Here is a 17,327-nt window from a genome sequence, read left to right on the forward strand (position 1 = left end):
TTGGGGGGCGCATTGACAAACGCCCCATTCCGGGCCGCATCGATGCTCATCGTCGGCGCGCTCCTCGCGGTACTGCTGCCCGGGGTGTCCGCAGCGCGTGAGGGCGAGCAGCCGGCGTCGGTGTCCGCGTCGCTGCGGTATCAGATCACGTTCGCGGCGCGCTCCTGCGGCTCGTACGACGACGTCATGGCCAACCGGGTCCGCGACGACCGCATCGAGGCGGCGTCCGCCCCCGGCCGCGCCAGCGCCTACAAGGACGGCCAGGCGGTCGACCCGGCCGTCGAGGCGGCCAACGGGGCCGGCTGCACCGCCCTGCCCGGCTGGCACTTCTCGCTGGGGCCCGGGCAGGAGAAGAAGGGCGCGCTGTCGACGGTGACCATGCCGGCGGTCGACTCCGGCGCGACCGCCGCCCAGGTGCCGCTGCTGGACGCGGCCGGCCACAAGACCGACAAGCTCATCGACGGCGCGGTCACCCTGCAGCTGACCCCGGAGCAGGCGAGCGCCTCCTCGCACCGGCAGCTGTGGGTGCAGGGCGGCACGCCGGGCGACCCGCTGCTCGCCGCGGCGCTGCCCGGGCACGGGTTCGGCGTCCTGCGCTGCGGCGCCGACGGCCACGCCGGCGGCAACGTCCAGTGGCTCGGCTTCCCCGCCGGGGCGCGGCACGTGCTCTGCTTCGCGTACTACGTGAAGTCCGCGCAGGCCCCGGCCACGCTCGTGGTGAAGGCCCGCACGACGGCCCCGGCCGGCTACCAGCAGCGGTTCGCCTTCGACGCCTCCGCCAGCTACGCCGCCGACAAGCGGATCTACGCCGACGCGAAGACCGACGCGACCCTGGTGCGCAGCTCCGGCGGCCAGCCCGGCACGGTCGTGTCGCGGACCCCGGCGGGCTGGACGCTCACCGACCTGAGCTGCGGCAAGAGCGGTGCCGGGCGCAGCCTCACCGCCACCGACCTGCCGACGGGCGCCGCCACCGTCACGCTCGCCCCCGGCGAGGTCGTCACCTGCACGTTCACCTACACCCCGCCGGTCGCGCCGCCGGGGCTGACGCTGCGGCTGTTCGGCGACGCGCCCGGCGGCGCGTTCAACCTGTCCGTCGCCTCGGGCGGCGGCGCCGACCCGCCGCGCCTGCTGCAGGCCGCGCCGGCAGGTGACGGCTCCGCCACCGTCGCGACCGGCGCCGACCTGAGCACGCTGCTGCCGGGGGCGTATCCGGTGACGCTCACCGCCCCGGCCGGCGAGACCGACGCGTGGTCGCTGACCGGGGTCGGCTGCGGGTCGACCGAGCTCAAGCCGGAGGGCATGTCCGTCACCGTCATGATCGCCGCCGGCGCCCCGACCGACTGCGCGCTGCGGGTGACCCGCAAGGGCGGCAGCATCCAGCTGCGGTCGGTGACGGTCGGCGGGATCGGCGCGGCGTCGTTCGTCATCGCGCCGCGCGGCGAGGGCTCGCCCGGCTGGTCCGGGGTGGCGACCACGACCGCGTTCGGCGAGGCCGCGATCGCCCAGGGCATCCCGGCGGCGCTGCCGCTCGGCGACTACGTGGTGACCCCGCTGCCGCCCCTGGCGACGGTCGAGGGCAGCTGGCGGCTGAGCTCGTTCGCCTGCGACCCGGGCGAGTCGCAGGACGTGCCCAACGTCGGCGCCGACGTCGTGCCGCTCACCGCCGCCGTGCCCGCCGCGAAGTGCACCGCGTCCTACCTGTTCGTCGAGGCGCACCAGCTGCAGGTCACGGTCCGCTTCGCGGGCAGCACCAGCGGCCGCGACGGCCCGATCGTGCTGGATGTGGACTGCACCGACGGCTCGACCGGCCGGGTCGTGCTGCCCGGGGACGACAACAGCGAGGCGTCGCTGCCCACGCCGCTGGGCTTCCTGGACCCGGCGAAGTGCACGGTGCAGCGCCCGGCGACACCCGCCGCGCCCGGCGCCGCGGTGGCCGTCGGCGCGACGGTCGACCCCGCGCCGGGCAACGCGCCGCTGCCGATCCCCGGCACCGTCGTCGTCGGCGAGGAGGCCGGCGCCGACGTCGACCTGTACACGGTGACGGTCACGGTGACCTTCACCGCCGACGACAGGGCACCGACCCAGCAGAAGGTCCTCGACACGTTCCGGGTCCTGCCGGTGGCTCTGATCGGCGCCGGTCTGGTCGGTATCGGTCTCGTCATCCTATTGATCATGGTCTTGCGGTCCCGCACCGACTGAGACGGGTGATCTCGCCCAGGTCCGGGCTGTCTGGAACGTGCGCTCGTTCGGTAGCGTCTGTGGTGATGACGCAGTCCACGTCCCTGATTGCTGAGCGCTATCGATTGATCGAGTCGCTCGGCGCCGGTGGCATGGGCCGGGTGTGGCTCGCCCGCGACGAGATGCTGCGCCGCGACGTCGCGATCAAGGAGGTCATCCCGCCCGAGGGGCTGACCGCCGAGGAGCGCGAGGAGCTGCGGCTGCGCACCCTCCGGGAGGCCCGCGCCGCGGCCCGCCTCAACGACGCGAACGTCGTGCGGATCTACGACGTCGTGCAGACCGAGCAGGCACCGTGGATCGTGATGGAGTACGTGCCGTCGCGGTCACTCCATCAGGTGATCACCGACGACGGGCCGCTGCCGCCGGAGCGGGTCGCGCAGATCGGGCTCGCCGTGCTCAACGCGCTGAAGGCCGCGCACGCCGCCGGGGTGCTGCACCGCGACGTGAAGCCCGGCAACGTGCTGCTCGCCGACACGGGCCGGGTGGTGCTCACCGACTTCGGCCTCGCGGTCTTCGAGGGCGGCGACGGCGCCGTCACCCGACCCGGCCTGATCCTCGGGTCACCGCAGTACATCTCCCCGGAGCGCGCGCGAGAGGGCACCTCCGGACCGGAGTCCGACCTGTGGTCGCTCGGTGCCACGCTCTACGCGGCCGTCGAGGGCCGCTCGCCGTACGCGCGCTCCACGACGTACGCGACGCTGACGGCCCTCGCGACCGAGGACCCCGACCCGCCGACCCGCGCGGGCGTGCTGAAGCCGGTCCTCAACGCGCTGCTGCGCAAGGACCCGAAGGCGCGCGCCGCCGTCGCCGAGACCGAGCGGCTGCTGCAGCGGGCCGCGTCGGGGGAGGGCCGCGCCTGGTCCTGGACCCTGCCCGCGCTGCCCCGGCCGCGCCGCTCGCGGGAAGGCCACCCTTCGGGCCTGCGCAGCTCCTCCAGCGGCCCGTCGCGAGGCTCGTCGCACCCGCTCGGCGGGGGGTCGCCGCGGCCGGAGGCGCCGGTCAGCTCGCCGCCCGCGGGCCTGGACCAGGACAGCCCGGCGCAGGTCGCCGAGGACGCCGCGGCCCGGATCGACTTCCCCGGCAAGGCCCGCGGCAGCGCGCCCGTCGGCGCCGGCCTCTACTCCCGCGGTGCGGTTCCCGCCCCCGTGGTGGTGCCGGTCAGCGACGACGTCGCGACGGTGCCGCCCGGCCAGCACCGCGGCCGCTGGATCGCCGCGGTCCTCGTCGCGCTGGCCCTGCTCGTCGGGGCCGTGATTCTGATCGCCGACTCGGGCGACGACCCGCCGCAGACGCTGCCGACCGGCGCGCAGGCCACCGGGCTGGGGGCCGGGCCCGCCACGTCCGGCGCCGCGGGCCCGGCGTCGGGCAGCCCCGCCGCGAGCGCGTCGCCGGACGTCCGCGGCACCTTCGGCGGCACCGTGATGGACCTGCCGGCCGGCTTCCACTGGGAGACCGACGCCAAGTACGGCTGGGCGGTCGCGGTGCCGGACGGCTGGGTGCGCACGGTGAAGAAGCCCAGCTACCCGTCGATGATCTCGTTCGTCGACCCGCTCGACGGCCGGTGGGAGGTGGCGATCGACACCTCCTTCAACCCGCCGAAGGGCGACCCGGCCGCCGACTGGCGCGAGCAGGAGGCGGCGCGGCTCAAGGACGGGATGTACCCGGGCTACGAGCAGGTCGGGATCGGCACGGTCAACTTCCGGGACGGCTGGGCCTGCGCGGACTGGCAGTGGCGGTACACGGCGCCCAGCGGCCGCCTGCACATCTCCAACATGGGCTGCCGGGTCAACCCGGGCCGGGGCCACGCCATCTACTGGCAGACCCCGGACGCGCAGTGGGAAGACTCCGCCACCGTCAACAAGTTCAACATCATCAAGGTGTCGTTCAGGGTGACGGCCTGACCTACAGCGGGATGTTGCCGTGCTTCTTCGGCGGCAGGGTCTCCCGCTTGGTGCGCAGCAGCCGCAGCGCCCGCACGATCTCCACCCGAGTCGCCGACGGCGCGATGACCCCGTCGACGTAGCCGCGCTCCGCCGCCACGTACGGGTTGGCGAGGGTGTCCTCGTACTCCTGGATCAGCTCGGCGCGCAGGCCGGCCGGGTCCTTCGCGTCGCGCAGCTCCTGGCGGTACAGGATGTTGACCGCGCCCTGCGCGCCCATGACCGCGATCTGCGCGGTCGGCCAGGCGAAGTTGAGGTCGGCGCCGAGGTGCTTGGAGCCCATGACGTCGTAGGCGCCGCCGTACGCCTTCCGGGTGATGACCGTGACCTTCGGGACGGTGGCCTCGGCGTAGGCGTAGATGAGCTTCGCGCCGCGCCGGATGATGCCGTCCCACTCCTGGCTGGCGCCCGGCAGGAAGCCCGGCACGTCGACGAACGTGAGGATCGGGATGTTGAACGCGTCGCAGGTCCGCACGAAGCGGGCCGCCTTCTCCGACGCGTCGATGTCCAGGCAGCCGGCGAAGTGCATCGGCTGGTTGGCCACGACGCCGACCGGGTGGCCCTCGACCCGGCCGAAGCCGATCAGGATGTTCTGCGCGAACAGCGGCTGCACCTCGAGGAAGTCCTCGACGACCGACTCGATGACCGTGTGCATGTCGTACGGCTGGTTCGCCGAGTCCGGGATGACGGTGTCCAGCGCCAGGTCGTCCTCGGACACCTCCAGCGAGGCCGGCAGCGGCACGACCGGCACGTCGTCCATGTTGTTGGACGGCAGGTAGGACAGCAGGGCCTTCACGTACTCGATCGCGTCGTCCTCGTCGGTGGCGAGGTAGTGCGCGTTGCCGGACTTGGTGTTGTGCGTCCGGGCCCCGCCCAGCTCCTCGAACTCGACGTCCTCGCCGGTCACCGTCTTGATCACGTCGGGGCCGGTGATGAACATGTGCGAGGTCTGGTCGACCATCACGGTGAAGTCGGTGACGGCGGGGGAGTACACCGCACCGCCCGCGCACGGCCCCATGATCAGTGAGATCTGCGGGATGACGCCCGACGCCCGGACGTTGCGGAAGAAGATCTCGCCGTAGAGCCCGAGCGAGACGACCCCCTCCTGGATGCGCGCGCCGCCGGAGTCGTTGATCCCGACCACCGGGCAGCCGATCTTCATCGCCAGGTCCATGACCTTCACGATCTTCTCGCCGAAGACCTCGCCGAGGCTGCCGCCGAAGATCGTGAAGTCCTGCGCGAAGACGCAGATCTGCCGCCCGTCGACGGTGCCGTACCCGGTGACGACGCCGTCGCCGTACGGGCGCGACTGCTCCATCCCGAAGTTGGTCGACCGGTGCCTGGCCAGCTCGTCGAGCTCGACGAACGAGCCGGGGTCCAGCAGCAGCTCGATCCGCTCGCGTGCGGTCTTCTTGCCCCTGGCGTGCTGCTTCTCCACGGCCCGGGCGGACCCCGCGTGCACGGCCTCGTCGGTCCGCCGGCCCAGATCGGCGAGCTTCCCCGCGGTCGTGTGGATGTCAGCGCCGACACCAGCCTGCTCAATGGTCACGTTCGGCATCGTAATCGGGCGGAGATACGGTCGACCTGTGAACATTTACACCGACCTGGAGCGCCCCCCGCTGCATGCAGCCGCGCTCCGGCACGCGCTGGTCGTCCCCGGCGGGCTCTGGACCGACCTGCGCGTGGTCGAGGAGACCGGCTCGACCAACGCCGATGCCGCCGAGGCCGCGCGGGCCGGCGCCGCCGAAGGTCTGGTGATCGTCGCCGAGCGGCAGACCGCGGGGCGGGGCCGGCTGGGCCGGCAGTGGCAGTCACCGCCGCGGGCCGGCCTGGCGCTGAGCATCCTGCTGCGCCCGGTGGTGCCGGTGTCGCGCTGGGGCTGGCTGCCGCTCCTGACCGGGGTCGCGCTGGCCGACTCCGTGCGCCGCGTCGCCCGCCTCGACGCCTACCTGAAGTGGCCCAACGACCTGCTGCTGCAGGGCGACCGCAAGACCGCCGGCATCCTCGCGGAGGGGGTCGGCGACGGCGCGGTGGTGGTCGGCATCGGGCTCAACACCACGCTGCGCGAGCACGAGCTGCCCCGTCCCGACGCGACGTCCCTCGCCCTCGCGGGCGCCGCCAGTGCCGACCGCGACCCGCTGCTGCGCGCCCTGTTGCGCGGGTTCGAGGAGGTGTACCGGCAGTGGCAGGCCGGCGACGACTCCGGCATCCGCGAGGCGTACCTCTTCCACTGCGGCACCATCGGCCGGCGGGTCCGGGTCGACCTTCCCGGCGGCGCCACGCTCGACGGCACGGCCACCGGCGTCGACGTCGACGGCCGGCTGCAGGTCACGGACGTGTTCGGGAAGGTGCACGAGGTCGCCGCCGGGGACGTGGTGCACGTCCGCGCAGAGACGACCGGGTAGGCCAATGTCGCACCGGGTCGGGACGGTCTAGCCTCCACCTCGACATTCATGAACGAGGAGGTTGGCGTGGGGTTCCCGGAAAGCGTCCTGACCAAGGACGAGCAGGTGGTGCTGCACCTGCACCCCCACTGGAAGGCACTGTTCCTGCCGGTGCTCTGGTTCGTCCTCACCGCCGCCGCGGTCGTGGCCATTTCCCTGTTCACGGGGGTGGGCATGATCGGCACGCTGATCGCGGCCGGGGTCGGCCTGGTGATCGTGCTCGTCGTCACCGTGTGGCCGTGGATCAAGTGGAAGACCACGCACTACGTCTTCACCAACGAGCGGGTGATCATGCGCAGCGGCGTGTTCTCGCGCAGCGGCCGGGACATCCCGCTGGGCCGGGTCAACGACGTGTCGTTCTCGCACTCGCTCTTCGAGCGGATGCTCGGCTGCGGCACGCTGACCATCGAGTCGGCCGGTGAGCGGGGTCAGGTGCAGCTCACCGACATCCCGCAGGTGGAGAAGACCCAGAGCATGCTCTACGAGCTGGTCGACGCGGACCGGCAGAAGCACACCTTCGGCGACGACGACCGGCAGGCCCTCGTCGACGAGATCAAGAACGACGCGGCGTCCTGATTCTGGTCAACGGTGGCCGGCGGGTTCATTGAGGGTCAGCTCGCCGGCGCCGTCCTCCTCGGGGTGGCGCGGCACCGGCGCGACGGCCACGTCGGTCAGCGCCACCTCCAGGGCCTCGACCTCGGCCTCCAGTTCGGCGTCCGCGATCACCTGCGGGTCGTCGGAGGCCACCGGCGTCTGGAAGACGAACGTCCGGTACGCCCAGAAGCGGAACACCATCGCGATGCCGATGCCGAGCGCGCTGGCGATGTTGAAGGCCAGCCGGTCGGCGCTGTTGGTCTCGCTGAAGCCCAGCCCGTACTTCGCCACCGCGAGGACCGCGCTCTGGATCAGCAGGCCGACGCCGTTGAGCGCGAAGAACAGCGTGTACTCCCGCCGCATGCTCTGGCGGTCGCTGTGACGGTAGGTCCACTGCCGGTTGAGGAAGTAGGACGCCGTCGTGGCCACGACGGCCGCGACGATCTTCGCCTTCAGCGGGCCGATCGACAGCAGCAGGTTGAGCACCGCGAAGTCGATGATCGTGTTGATCCCGCCGACCGCCAGGAACTTGAACAGCTCGGTCACGAGCGAGCGGTGCCGCTCGGGGACATACCGGTCGCGAAGATTGCTGGCAAGGCGCACCGTGCAACCTTACGGTAGGTCGCCAAGCATCGCCCTGGGTACGGCGCAGACTGCGGGCCAGCTCACCCGCATCTTGACCCCTGCGCAACCAGGCTGTTACCTGCCGCTGCGTTTGAACTTCAGTTTATGCCGGTCAGGCCGTCTTTCGGAACACGATCTGCCGATAGCTCCAGAAACGGAACAGCGTCCCGAACGCCATGCCGACCACGTTGGCCGCGATGTTGTCGGCGAGCTTGCCCTCGAACCAGGGCCACACCGAGCCGAGCCCGTAGTGGCTCGCCCACAGGCAGAGCAGGCCGATCAGCAGGCCGACCAGGTTGAACAGGAAGTACAGCGTGTATTCGCGGCGCAGGTTGGTGCGCTCGCGGTCCCGCCAGGTCCAGAACCGGTTGCCGATGAAGGCGACGGTCGCCGCCACCACCGTGGAGATCGTCTTCGCCAGAAGGGTCGGCGTGCCGCCGAAGAGCAGCACGTTGAAGATGGCGACGTCCACGATGAACGCCACGATCCCGACCGTCCCGAACTTCCCCAGCTCGTGGACGAGGTGCTCGAAGCGTGCGAACAGGCCGCGCAGGCCGCCCGGCCGTGGCTCGGACGCCACCGACTGCAGTTCCGTCACGTGGCAGAGGGTACGGCACCGCTGACCCCAGCGGGCGCACCTGCCACAGACCGCACGGTTTGCGCATTGATGCGCGGTTGACGAAAAGTTCACGCGTGATTCTGCGAACGGCCGCGAGATTCTCCGGTCCTTGTGCAAGGTTTCACAAGCTCTCACGCTGCCCGGCCCGGTTGACCGGTTTAGGCTGAGGGAAATCAGTAGAACGCATTCACGGCCGCTCGCAGCATCGCGCGCCGTGCTTTGGCATTTGCGCCTACAGGTCAACGCCGACCACAGGGAGATTCTCGATGTCAGCACCGGTCACGGTCCCGGGTCTCGACCAGGCACCCACCGCCCATTCCAAGCTCCTCGCCTGGGTCCGCGAAGTCGCCGAGCTCACCACCCCCGACCGGGTGGTCTGGTGTGACGGCTCCGAGGGTGAGTGGCGCCGCATCACCGACGAGCTCGTGGACAAACAGGTCCTGGTGCGGCTGCGGCAGAAGCCCAACTCGTTCTGGGCCCGCACCGACCCGTCGGACGTCGCCCGGGTCGAGGAGCGCACGTTCATCTGCTCCGCGGACGAGGCCGACGCCGGCCCCACGAACAACTGGATGGCGCCCGCGGAGATGAAGCGGGTGATGACGGAGCTGTACGACGGCTCGATGCGCGGCCGCACGATGTACGTGGTGCCGTTCTGCATGGGCCCGCTGACCGCCGAGCGGCCGATGTTCGGCGTCGAGCTGACCGATTCCCCGTACGTCGTCGCCTCCATGCGGATCATGACCCGGATGGGTGCCGACGTGCTCGACCGGATGGGTGCCGACGCGCCGTTCGTGCCCTGCCTGCACTCCGTCGGCGCGCCCCTCGCACCCGGCGAGCAGGACGTCGCGTGGCCGTGCAGCGACACCAAGTACATCTCCCACTTCCCGGAGAGCCGGGAGATCTGGAGCTACGGGTCCGGGTACGGCGGCAACTCGCTGCTGGGCAAGAAGTGCTTCTCGCTGCGCATCGCCAGCGTCATGGGCCGCGACGAGGGCTGGCTCGCCGAGCACATGCTCATCCTCAAGCTGACCGGACCGTCCGGCCAGGTGAAGTACGTGGCCGCCGCGTTCCCCAGCGCCTGCGGCAAGACCAACCTGGCGATGCTGGAGCCGACCATCCCCGGCTGGAAGGTCGAGACGCTCGGCGACGACATCGCCTGGATGCGCTTCGGCGCGGATGGGCGGTTGTACGCCGTCAATCCCGAGTTCGGCCTGTTCGGCGTCGCGCCCGGCACCGACTGGAAGACCAACCCCAATGCGATGCGGACCCTCGCGAAGGGCAACTCGGTCTTCACCAACGTCGCGCTGACCGACGACGGCGACATCTGGTGGGAGGGCATGGGCGAGCCGCCCGCGCACCTCACCGACTGGAAGGGCCGCGACTGGACGCCCGACTCGGACGAGCCGTCGTCGCACCCGAACTCGCGCTTCTGCACGCCGATCGAGCAGTGCCCGATCCTCGCCGACGAGTACGCCGACCCGCGCGGCGTGCCGATCGACGCGATCCTCTTCGGCGGCCGGCGCAAGACCACGATCCCGCTGGTCACCGAGGCCCGCGACTGGGTGCACGGCGTCTACCTCGGCGCGACCCTGTCCAGCGAGACCACCGCGGCGGCCACCGGCAAGGTCGGCGTGGTCCGCCGCGACCCGATGGCCATGCTGCCCTTCATCGGCTACAACGCCGGCGACTACTTCGCCCACTGGATCGAGATGGGCAAGGGCGCCTCCTCCGGCACCGCGCAGCTGCCCAGGATCTTCTACGTCAACTGGTTCCGCCGCGGCGACGACGGCCGCTTCCTGTGGCCCGGCTTCGGTGAGAACGCCCGCGTCCTGAAGTGGGTCGTCGAGCGCATCGAGGGCACCGCCGACGCCGTCGAGACCCCCATCGGCCGGGTGCCGGCGCCCGGCGCGCTCGACGTCGACGGCCTCGACCTCACGGCCGAGGACCTCGCCGCGGTCCTGCGGGTCGACGCCGACGAATGGCGGGCGGAGATCCCCCAGGTGGTCGAGTGGTTCGAGCGGTTCGGCGACAAACTGCCCGGGGTCCTCTGGGCCGAGCTCGACGCCCTGAAGGCCCGGCTCGACGTCGCATAGTGGCTGGTCGGCGGCCGGTCAGTCGGCAGATCGGCCGCCCACCCACCCGCCGTTCAGCACTGTCCGGTGCACGGCTGACGGTGTCGCTTTGCCCGGTAGGTCGCTACTCTTCTCGACCGTGGGCCTGCGTGACGTGGTGTATTCGTTGTACGAGAAGCGTCTCGCCCGACGGCTGCACGGCAAACCTCAGCCGCGACACGTCGGGGTGATCGTCGACGGCAACCGGCGCTGGGCGCGCGAGATGGGCTACGTCGATCCCAACGACGGCCATCGCGTCGGCGCCGAGCGGATCAAGGAGCTCCTGCGCTGGTGCGACGGCGCCACGGTGAAACACGTCACCCTGTGGCTGTTGTCCACCGACAACCTGTCCCGCCCCGCCGCCGAGCTCGACCCGCTGCTGCAGATCATCGAGAACCTGGCCGCCGAGCTCGCCGACGAGGGCAACCCCTGGCAGCTGCGCATGGTCGGCGCGCTGGACCTGCTGCCCACCGCCAGCGCCCAGTCCCTCAAGGCGGCCGAGGAGCGCACCGTCAACCGCACCGGCGGCGCCCAGGTCAGCCTCGCCGTCGGGTACGGCGGCCGCCGCGAGATCGCCGACGCCGTGCGCTCCCTCCTCCACGAGCACGCCAAGGCCGGCACGTCGATCGAGGAGCTCGCCGAGATCCTCGACGTCGACCACATCTCCGACCACCTGTACACCCGCGGCCTGCCCGACCCCGATCTGGTGATCAGGACCAGCGGCGAGCAGCGCCTGTCAGGCTTCCTGCTCTGGCAGAGCGCCCACTCCGAGTTCTACTTCTGCGACGTCCACTGGCCCAGCTTCCGCCGCGTCGACTTCCTCCGCGCCCTGCGCTCCTACGCCAACCGCCAACGCCGCTACGGCGTCTGAGCTGCTGCATTTCCGCCCCACCGCTGCCGCGGCGGGTCCCGGCGGGGAATTACAGCAGCGCGAGCAGGGTGCGGAGGAGGGCGGGGACGTCCTCGGGGGCGTCGACGTGGATGTCGGCGGCCTCGATCAGGGCGTGGCCGCTCTCGGCGTTGGCCACCGCGACCCGCACGCCGACGAAGTCGGGGTCTGCCGCCTCGCGGGCGGTGAGGGCGTCGAAGGCGCGCAGGTCGGCCACGTCGTCGCCGAAATACCAGGCGCAGCTGTGGCCCTCGGTCTCCTCGCGCAGGACGCTGCCCTTGTCGCGCTGGCCGGGGGGCTTCAGCTCGACGACCATGCGGCCCGCCTGGAGGCGCAGGCCGAGCTCGCCGGCGCGCTCCTTGGCCCACTGCTCGACCTCCGGGCCCAGGTGGGGCGCGTTGCGGTAGTGCACGGCCACGGAGAGGCGCTTGTACTCGACCCGGGTGCCCGCCGGCAGCTCCGCCCGGGCGCGGTCGGCCAGGTCGCTCATGACCTGGACGAAGGGGGCCGCCGACGGGTCGGTCTCGACCAGGCCGCCGGGGCGTTGGACCTCCAGCCCGTACAGGCCGAAGACCGCGACATCGGGCAGGTCCGCGAAGCGCTCGCGGAGGAAGCCGGCCGGCCGGGCCGAGACGATGACGACCTTGCCCAGGCGGCGGCTCAGCTCGCCGAGGACCTCGACGATGCCGTCGGCCGGGTGGACCGTCTCGGGGTCTTCCTGGATGGGCGCGAGCGTGCCGTCGAAGTCGAAGAAGAAGGCGCAGTGGCCTGCGCGCTCCGCGGTCAGCTGGAGGATGGCCTCGCGCGAGCGTGCAGTGTCAGGGACCGCCATGTGCCAAGCGTACTGAAGAATTCACGCAGCGGCGTACCTCACAAGGCGGGCAATCAAGGACTCGATCTAGTGGATTTTGCTTGCAGCGGTTAGCGTCTGTGCTGTGGCTTGGGGTTTTCCCGGCCATCCGAGGCCCGGACCGAGCGATCACTGTGAAGCCACGGGGCCAAGCACCCGACCCCGTGCGGGCGTCGGAGGACGCGAGTGCGGGCGGCGAGGTGCCCGTCCCCGGAGATCCCGTGACCGTTCGCCGTAGTCCCTCGGAGTCCACCCCTCCCGCTCCACGCGGCCGCGCCAAAAAGGCGCAGCCCGCGGAGGCGCCTGAGGTCGTCAAGCCGGTCCGTCGCACCAGGAAGACGGCCCAGGAAAAAGCTCAGGAAGTAGTCCAGGAGAAAGCCCAGGAGCAGACACCGGACAAGCGCACCTTCGTGCTGGACACGTCCGTGCTGCTGGCCGACCCGGGCGCGTTCCTGCGCTTCGGGGAGCACGACGTGGTCCTGCCCCTGGTCGTCATCTCCGAATTGGAGGGCAAGCGGCACCATCCCGAGCTCGGATACTTCGCGCGGCGTTCGCTGCGGTTCCTGGACGACCTGCGGGCCAAGCACGGCCGGCTGGACGTCCCGCTGCCACTGACGGACTCCGGCGGCACCCTGCGGGTCGAGCTGAACCACGCCAACCAGAACGTGCTGCCGGCCGGCTTCCGGGCCGACACGGACGACGCCCGGATCCTCGCGGTCGCGCTCGCGCTCGCCGCCGAGGGCAAGGACGTCCTGCTGGTCACCAAGGACATGCCGCTGCGGGTCAAGGCCGGCTCGGTGGGCCTGGCCGCGGACGAGTACCAGCCGGGTCCGGCGACCAACCAGAGCTGGACGGGCATGGTCGAGCTCGGCATCGCCGAGGACGAGGTGAAGCGGCTCTATGCGGGTGAGGCGATCGACCTCGACGGCGCCGGCGACCTGCCGGTGCACACGGGTCTGGTGCTGACCTCGCAGAACGGTTCGGCGTTGGGGCGGGTCTGCGCCGACAAGTCGGTGCGGCTCGTGCGGGGCGACCGGGAGGCGTTCGGCGTGCGGGGGCGCTCGGCGGAGCAGCGCATCGCGCTGGACCTGCTGCTGGACGAGTCGATCGGCATCGTGTCCATGGGTGGGCGGGCCGGCACCGGTAAGTCCGCGCTCGCGCTCTGCGCGGGCCTGGAGCAGGTCATGGAGCGGCGCAAGCACAAGAAGGTGATCGTCTTCCGGCCGCTGTACGCGGTCGGCGGGCAGGAGCTGGGGTACCTCCCCGGCGACGCCGCCGAGAAGATGTCGCCCTGGGCGCAGGCGGTCTTCGACACGCTCGGCTCGCTCGTGCACGACAACGTGATGGAGGAGGTGGCGGCCCGGGGAATGCTCGAGGTCCTGCCGCTGACCCACATCCGCGGTCGCAGCCTGCACGACGCGTTCGTGATCGTCGACGAGGCCCAGTCGCTCGAACGTGGCGTCCTGCTCACCGTGCTGTCCCGCATCGGCAGCAACTCGCGGGTGGTGCTGACGCACGACGTCGCTCAGCGTGACAACCTGCGGGTCGGCAGGCACGACGGCATCGCCGCGGTGATCGAGGCGCTGAAGGGCCACCCGATCTTCGCCCACGTGACCCTGACCCGTTCGGAGCGGTCACCGATCGCCGAGGTCGTCACGGACCTGCTGGAGGACCTCCCGTTCGAAAGGTGAGTTGAGTAAAAGAGTCCTAATTGTCACGTGATTAGGATCACATAACCTACTGTTTGGGTTCTCACCTGCGAATGCACTAGGCGATGGTGGGGAACGAGCGCGTGACGCCAGGCGAACCGGCATCAGGCGCTCACGGTGCGTCATCGGCCCGGAGGGCAGGTCCGCTGCAACGCGTGGACCGCCGTCCGGGCCGTGCGCCGCGACCTGTCCCCGACGAATGGATACGTTCGTGATCCAGCTGTGGCAGCGGATCGGCAAGATCCGTGCCCTGGCGGCCCTCGCGCTCGTCGCGGCCCTCGCGGGCGGCGTCGTGATCGCCAACTGGGACAGCGGCGAGAAGGCTGAGCCGGTCAACGCCGCCGCCAACGCCGCCCTTCCGAAGCCGTCGGAGACGAGCGCCAGCGCCGCGCAGTCGCAGGACCCGCAGAGCAAGGCGCAGGACGCCGCCTCTGCCGCCGCCGCGCAGGCCAAGGCCGCCGAGGACGCCGCGCGCAAGAAGAAGGAAGAAGAGGCGAGCCGGTCCAACACCCGCTCCGCCGGCCCGCCGTCCTACCCGGCCCCCGCCTCGTGCGGCGTCTACTCCGGCCACAGGAACACCGGCTGCACGCTGATGGTCGCCGCCGGCTACGGCCTCGACCAGATGCCGTGCCTGGACAAGCTGTGGACCAAGGAGAGCGGCTGGAACCCCGCCGCGCACAACAACGGCAGCGGCGCCCACGGCATCCCGCAGGCCGTCCCCGGCGACAAGATGGCCGCCTACGGCGCGAACTGGAAGACCGACGCCGGCACCCAGATCAAGTGGGGGCTGAGCTACATCAAGGGCCGGTACAAGACGCCGTGTGGCGCATGGGGTCACAGCCAGAGCACGGGGTGGTACTAGGCCATGGACGTCCTGACGCTGCTGTGGCAGCGGGTCGGCAAGATCCGTGTCCTGGCCACCCTCGCGCTGGTCGCGGCCCTCGCGGCGGGTGTCGTGATCGCCAACTGGGACAGCGGCAAGAAGGCCGAGCCGGTCAGTACCGCCGCCGACGCCAACGTCCCGAAGCCTTCCGACACGAGTGCGAGCGCCAGCGCCGCGCCGACGTCCCAGGAGGCCCAGAGCAAGGCGCAGGACGCCGCCTCCGCGGCCGCCGCGCAGGCCAAGGCCGCCGAGGACGCCGCGCGCAAGAAGAAGGAAGAGGAGGAGACGAGCCGGTCCACCACGCGGACCCTGGGCCCGCCGACCTACTCGATCCCGGCCGCTTGCGACGTGTACAAGGGCAAGAGCGACAACAAGTGGCGCGGCTGCGGGCTCGTGTTCCAGGCCGGCTTCGGGTTCGACCAGATGTCGCCGTGCCTGGAGAAGCTCTGGGACAAGGAAAGTCACTGGACGACGACGGCGCGGAACAAGAGCTCCGGCGCCTACGGCATCGCCCAGGCGCTCCCGCCGTCGAAGATGGGCTCGATCGCGAGCGACTGGTCCTGGAACCCTGAGACCCAGATCAAGTGGGGCCTGGGCTACATCAAGGGCCGCTACAAGACGCCGTGCGGTGCCTGGTCCCACAGTCAGTCCACCGGCTGGTATTAGCGCGCGAAACCTGTTACCAACGTGGCGTGACCGTCGATGCCACGAGTCCGTCCGACCCAACGCGATTCGGCACGGAGGCGTTCTACGCCTCCGTCGGCCGAGCCTTCGTCGCCATGTGCGCGTTCGTGCCGGTGCTGTTCGCGGTCGAGTTCCTCGACCGGCTCACCGGTGAGCGGCTCGACCAGGACGGTGGCATCAAGCCGCACCATCTCGACGGCCTGGACGGCATCGTCTTCTCGCCGTTCCTGCACGCCGGCTTCGCCCACGTCCTGGCCAACAGCATCCCGCTGATCCTGCTCGGCACGTTCGTCCTCGCCGCCGGCACCACCCGCTTCCTGCTCACGACCGCCTTCATCGCGATCGTGGCCGGGGTCGGGGTGTGGTTCATCGGCGATCCGGACACCGTCGTGGTCGGGGCCAGCGGCGTCATCTTCGGCTATCTCGGCGTGATCCTGATGCGGGGCGCGGTCGAGCGCAGCTGGTGGCACATCGCCGTCGGTGTCCTCATCGGGCTCCTGTACGGCTGGCAGCTCTTCGGCGTCCTCCCCGGCGAGGAGGGGGTGTCCTGGCAGGGGCACCTGTGCGGGTTCATCGGCGGCCTCGTCGCCGCGGTGATCTTCCGGCGCCGCAGGCCACGCCGCTCCGACGACCCCCTGGCCATCGACACCGACACCAAATAGCAAGCCGCGGCGCCGGCGCCGCGCGGCAAGCCGCGGTGTCCTCTGGTCATCGGCTCCGGCGCCGCATAGCGTTCCCCGTATGCGGGATGTCGACCTGGCCATCGTCGGCGCGGGACCGGCCGGGCTCTTCGGTGCCTACTACGCCGGCTTCCGGGGGCTCAGCACCGCCCTGATCGACGCGCTGCCGGAGCCCGGCGGCCAGGTCACGGCCATGTACCCCGAAAAGATGATCTTCGACGTCGCGGGGTTCCCCGGCATCCGGGGCCGCGACCTGGTCGCCAACCTCGTCGAGCAGGCCGGGCAGTTCAACCCCCATTACCTGCTCGGCGTGCGGGCCGAGGGCCTCACGTACGACGAGGGCCGCCCCGTGCTGACGATGTCCGACGGCACCGTCCTGCGCTGCGGCGCCGTGCTCATCACCGGCGGGCTCGGCAGCTTCACGGCCCGCCCGCTGCCCGCCGCCGACGGGTTCACCGGCACCGGCCTGCTCTTCTTCGTGCCGCACCTGGCCGACCTGGCCGGGCACGACGTCGTCATCGTCGGCGGCGGCGACTCCGCCTTCGACTGGGCCCTCGCGCTGGAGCCGGTCGCCAGGTCGGTGACGCTCGTGCACCGCCGCGAGAAGTTCCGGGCGCACGCCTCGACCGTCGCCCGCGTGCAGGCCCTGCCGATCGAGATCATCGTCAACGCCGAGGTCACCCGGATTCTCGGGGACGCCAGGTGCACGGGCGTCGACGTCGCCGTCCGCGGCGCGGCACCGCGCACCCTCCCCGCCGACTCCGTCGTCGCCGCGCTGGGCTTCACCGCCGACCTCGGCCCCCTCGCCGACTGGGGCCTCGAGCTGGACAAGCGCCACATCAAGGTCGACTCGACCACCGCCACCAACCTGCCGCGGGTGTTCGCCGCCGGCGACATCAGCGAATACCCGGGCAAGGTCCGGCTCATCGCGGTCGGCTTCGGGGAGGCCGCCACCGCCGTCAACAACGCCGCCGTGATCATCGACCCGGCCGCCCACCTCTTCCCGGGGCACTCGTCCGACAACGGGTGAGCAACTTCTCAGTAACCGCAGCGCACCGCCGA

15 protein-coding genes are annotated in these 17,327 nt (G+C 71.2%); 11 read left to right on the forward strand and 4 right to left on the reverse strand.

The window, feature by feature from the left end; genetic code table 11:
- Positions 1-12: 12 nt before the first annotated feature.
- Positions 13-2,199, forward strand: a complete 2,187-nt coding sequence (locus AB0J72_RS50750; RefSeq protein ID WP_363413702.1) for a hypothetical protein — start codon at positions 13-15, stop codon at positions 2,197-2,199.
- A gap of 65 nt (positions 2,200-2,264) precedes the next feature.
- Positions 2,265-4,139 carry a serine/threonine-protein kinase gene (locus AB0J72_RS50755; protein WP_363413705.1) on the forward strand — a complete coding sequence of 625 codons (1,875 nt, stop codon included), beginning with the start codon at positions 2,265-2,267 and terminating at the stop codon, positions 4,137-4,139.
- A gap of 1 nt (position 4,140) precedes the next feature.
- On the opposite strand, the gene AB0J72_RS50760 is transcribed toward AB0J72_RS50755, so the two are convergent.
- Positions 4,141-5,721, reverse strand: a complete 1,581-nt coding sequence (locus AB0J72_RS50760; RefSeq protein ID WP_344504022.1) for an acyl-CoA carboxylase subunit beta — start codon at positions 5,719-5,721, stop codon at positions 4,141-4,143.
- On the opposite strand from AB0J72_RS50760, the gene AB0J72_RS50765 reads away from it, so the two are divergent.
- Complete coding sequence (locus tag AB0J72_RS50765) at positions 5,720-6,583, forward strand: biotin--[acetyl-CoA-carboxylase] ligase (RefSeq protein ID WP_363413708.1); 864 nt, start codon at positions 5,720-5,722, stop codon at positions 6,581-6,583. The genes AB0J72_RS50760 and AB0J72_RS50765 overlap by 2 nt on opposite strands.
- A 66-nt stretch (positions 6,584-6,649) precedes the next feature.
- On the forward strand, positions 6,650-7,198 hold the full coding sequence (locus AB0J72_RS50770) for a PH domain-containing protein (RefSeq protein ID WP_344503794.1): 549 nt from the start codon (positions 6,650-6,652) through the stop codon (positions 7,196-7,198).
- A 6-nt stretch (positions 7,199-7,204) separates the two neighbouring features.
- On the opposite strand, the gene AB0J72_RS50775 is transcribed toward AB0J72_RS50770, so the two are convergent.
- Positions 7,205-7,819, reverse strand: coding sequence for a GtrA family protein (locus tag AB0J72_RS50775; RefSeq protein ID WP_363413712.1), 615 nt, complete (start codon positions 7,817-7,819; stop codon positions 7,205-7,207).
- A gap of 133 nt (positions 7,820-7,952) precedes the next feature.
- Entirely contained in the window at positions 7,953-8,438 is a 486-nt protein-coding gene (locus AB0J72_RS50780; protein ID WP_363413715.1) for a GtrA family protein, read from the reverse strand.
- 287 nt (positions 8,439-8,725) lie between these two features.
- On the opposite strand from AB0J72_RS50780, the gene AB0J72_RS50785 reads away from it, so the two are divergent.
- Together AB0J72_RS50785 and AB0J72_RS50790 are read left to right on the forward strand one after the other, a co-directional pair.
- On the forward strand, positions 8,726-10,552 hold the full coding sequence (locus AB0J72_RS50785; protein ID WP_363413718.1) for a phosphoenolpyruvate carboxykinase (GTP): 1,827 nt from the start codon (positions 8,726-8,728) through the stop codon (positions 10,550-10,552).
- Between the two features lie 118 nt (positions 10,553-10,670).
- A complete protein-coding gene (locus tag AB0J72_RS50790; protein ID WP_363413721.1) occupies positions 10,671-11,441 on the forward strand; it encodes an isoprenyl transferase in 771 nt (256 codons plus the stop codon).
- A gap of 49 nt (positions 11,442-11,490) precedes the next feature.
- Here the strand turns inward: AB0J72_RS50790 and otsB are convergent, their stop codons facing one another.
- Positions 11,491-12,291, reverse strand: coding sequence for a trehalose-phosphatase (gene otsB, locus AB0J72_RS50795; protein ID WP_363413724.1), 801 nt, complete (start codon positions 12,289-12,291; stop codon positions 11,491-11,493).
- Positions 12,292-12,719: 428 nt separating this feature from the next.
- On the opposite strand from otsB, the gene AB0J72_RS50800 reads away from it, so the two are divergent.
- The 5 genes from AB0J72_RS50800 to AB0J72_RS50820 all read left to right on the forward strand — a co-directional run bounded on the left by AB0J72_RS50800 (position 12,720) and on the right by AB0J72_RS50820 (position 17,295).
- Positions 12,720-14,000, forward strand: a complete 1,281-nt coding sequence (locus tag AB0J72_RS50800; protein WP_360564698.1) for a PhoH family protein — start codon at positions 12,720-12,722, stop codon at positions 13,998-14,000.
- 217 nt (positions 14,001-14,217) lie between these two features.
- Positions 14,218-14,880, forward strand: coding sequence for a lytic transglycosylase domain-containing protein (locus AB0J72_RS50805; RefSeq protein WP_363413728.1), 663 nt, complete (start codon positions 14,218-14,220; stop codon positions 14,878-14,880).
- 3 nt (positions 14,881-14,883) lie between these two features.
- Complete coding sequence (locus AB0J72_RS50810) at positions 14,884-15,567, forward strand: lytic transglycosylase domain-containing protein (protein WP_363413731.1); 684 nt, start codon at positions 14,884-14,886, stop codon at positions 15,565-15,567.
- Positions 15,568-15,593: 26 nt separating this feature from the next.
- On the forward strand, positions 15,594-16,247 hold the full coding sequence (locus AB0J72_RS50815) for a rhomboid family intramembrane serine protease (protein ID WP_363413734.1): 654 nt from the start codon (positions 15,594-15,596) through the stop codon (positions 16,245-16,247).
- Positions 16,248-16,326: 79 nt separating this feature from the next.
- Positions 16,327-17,295, forward strand: a complete 969-nt coding sequence (locus tag AB0J72_RS50820; RefSeq protein ID WP_363413737.1) for an NAD(P)/FAD-dependent oxidoreductase — start codon at positions 16,327-16,329, stop codon at positions 17,293-17,295.
- Positions 17,296-17,327: the final 32 nt, after the last annotated feature.

Origin of the sequence: Dactylosporangium sp. NPDC049742 (assembly GCF_040674675.1) — a bacterium.
Taxonomy (GTDB): domain Bacteria; phylum Actinomycetota; class Actinomycetes; order Mycobacteriales; family Micromonosporaceae; genus Dactylosporangium; species Dactylosporangium maewongense.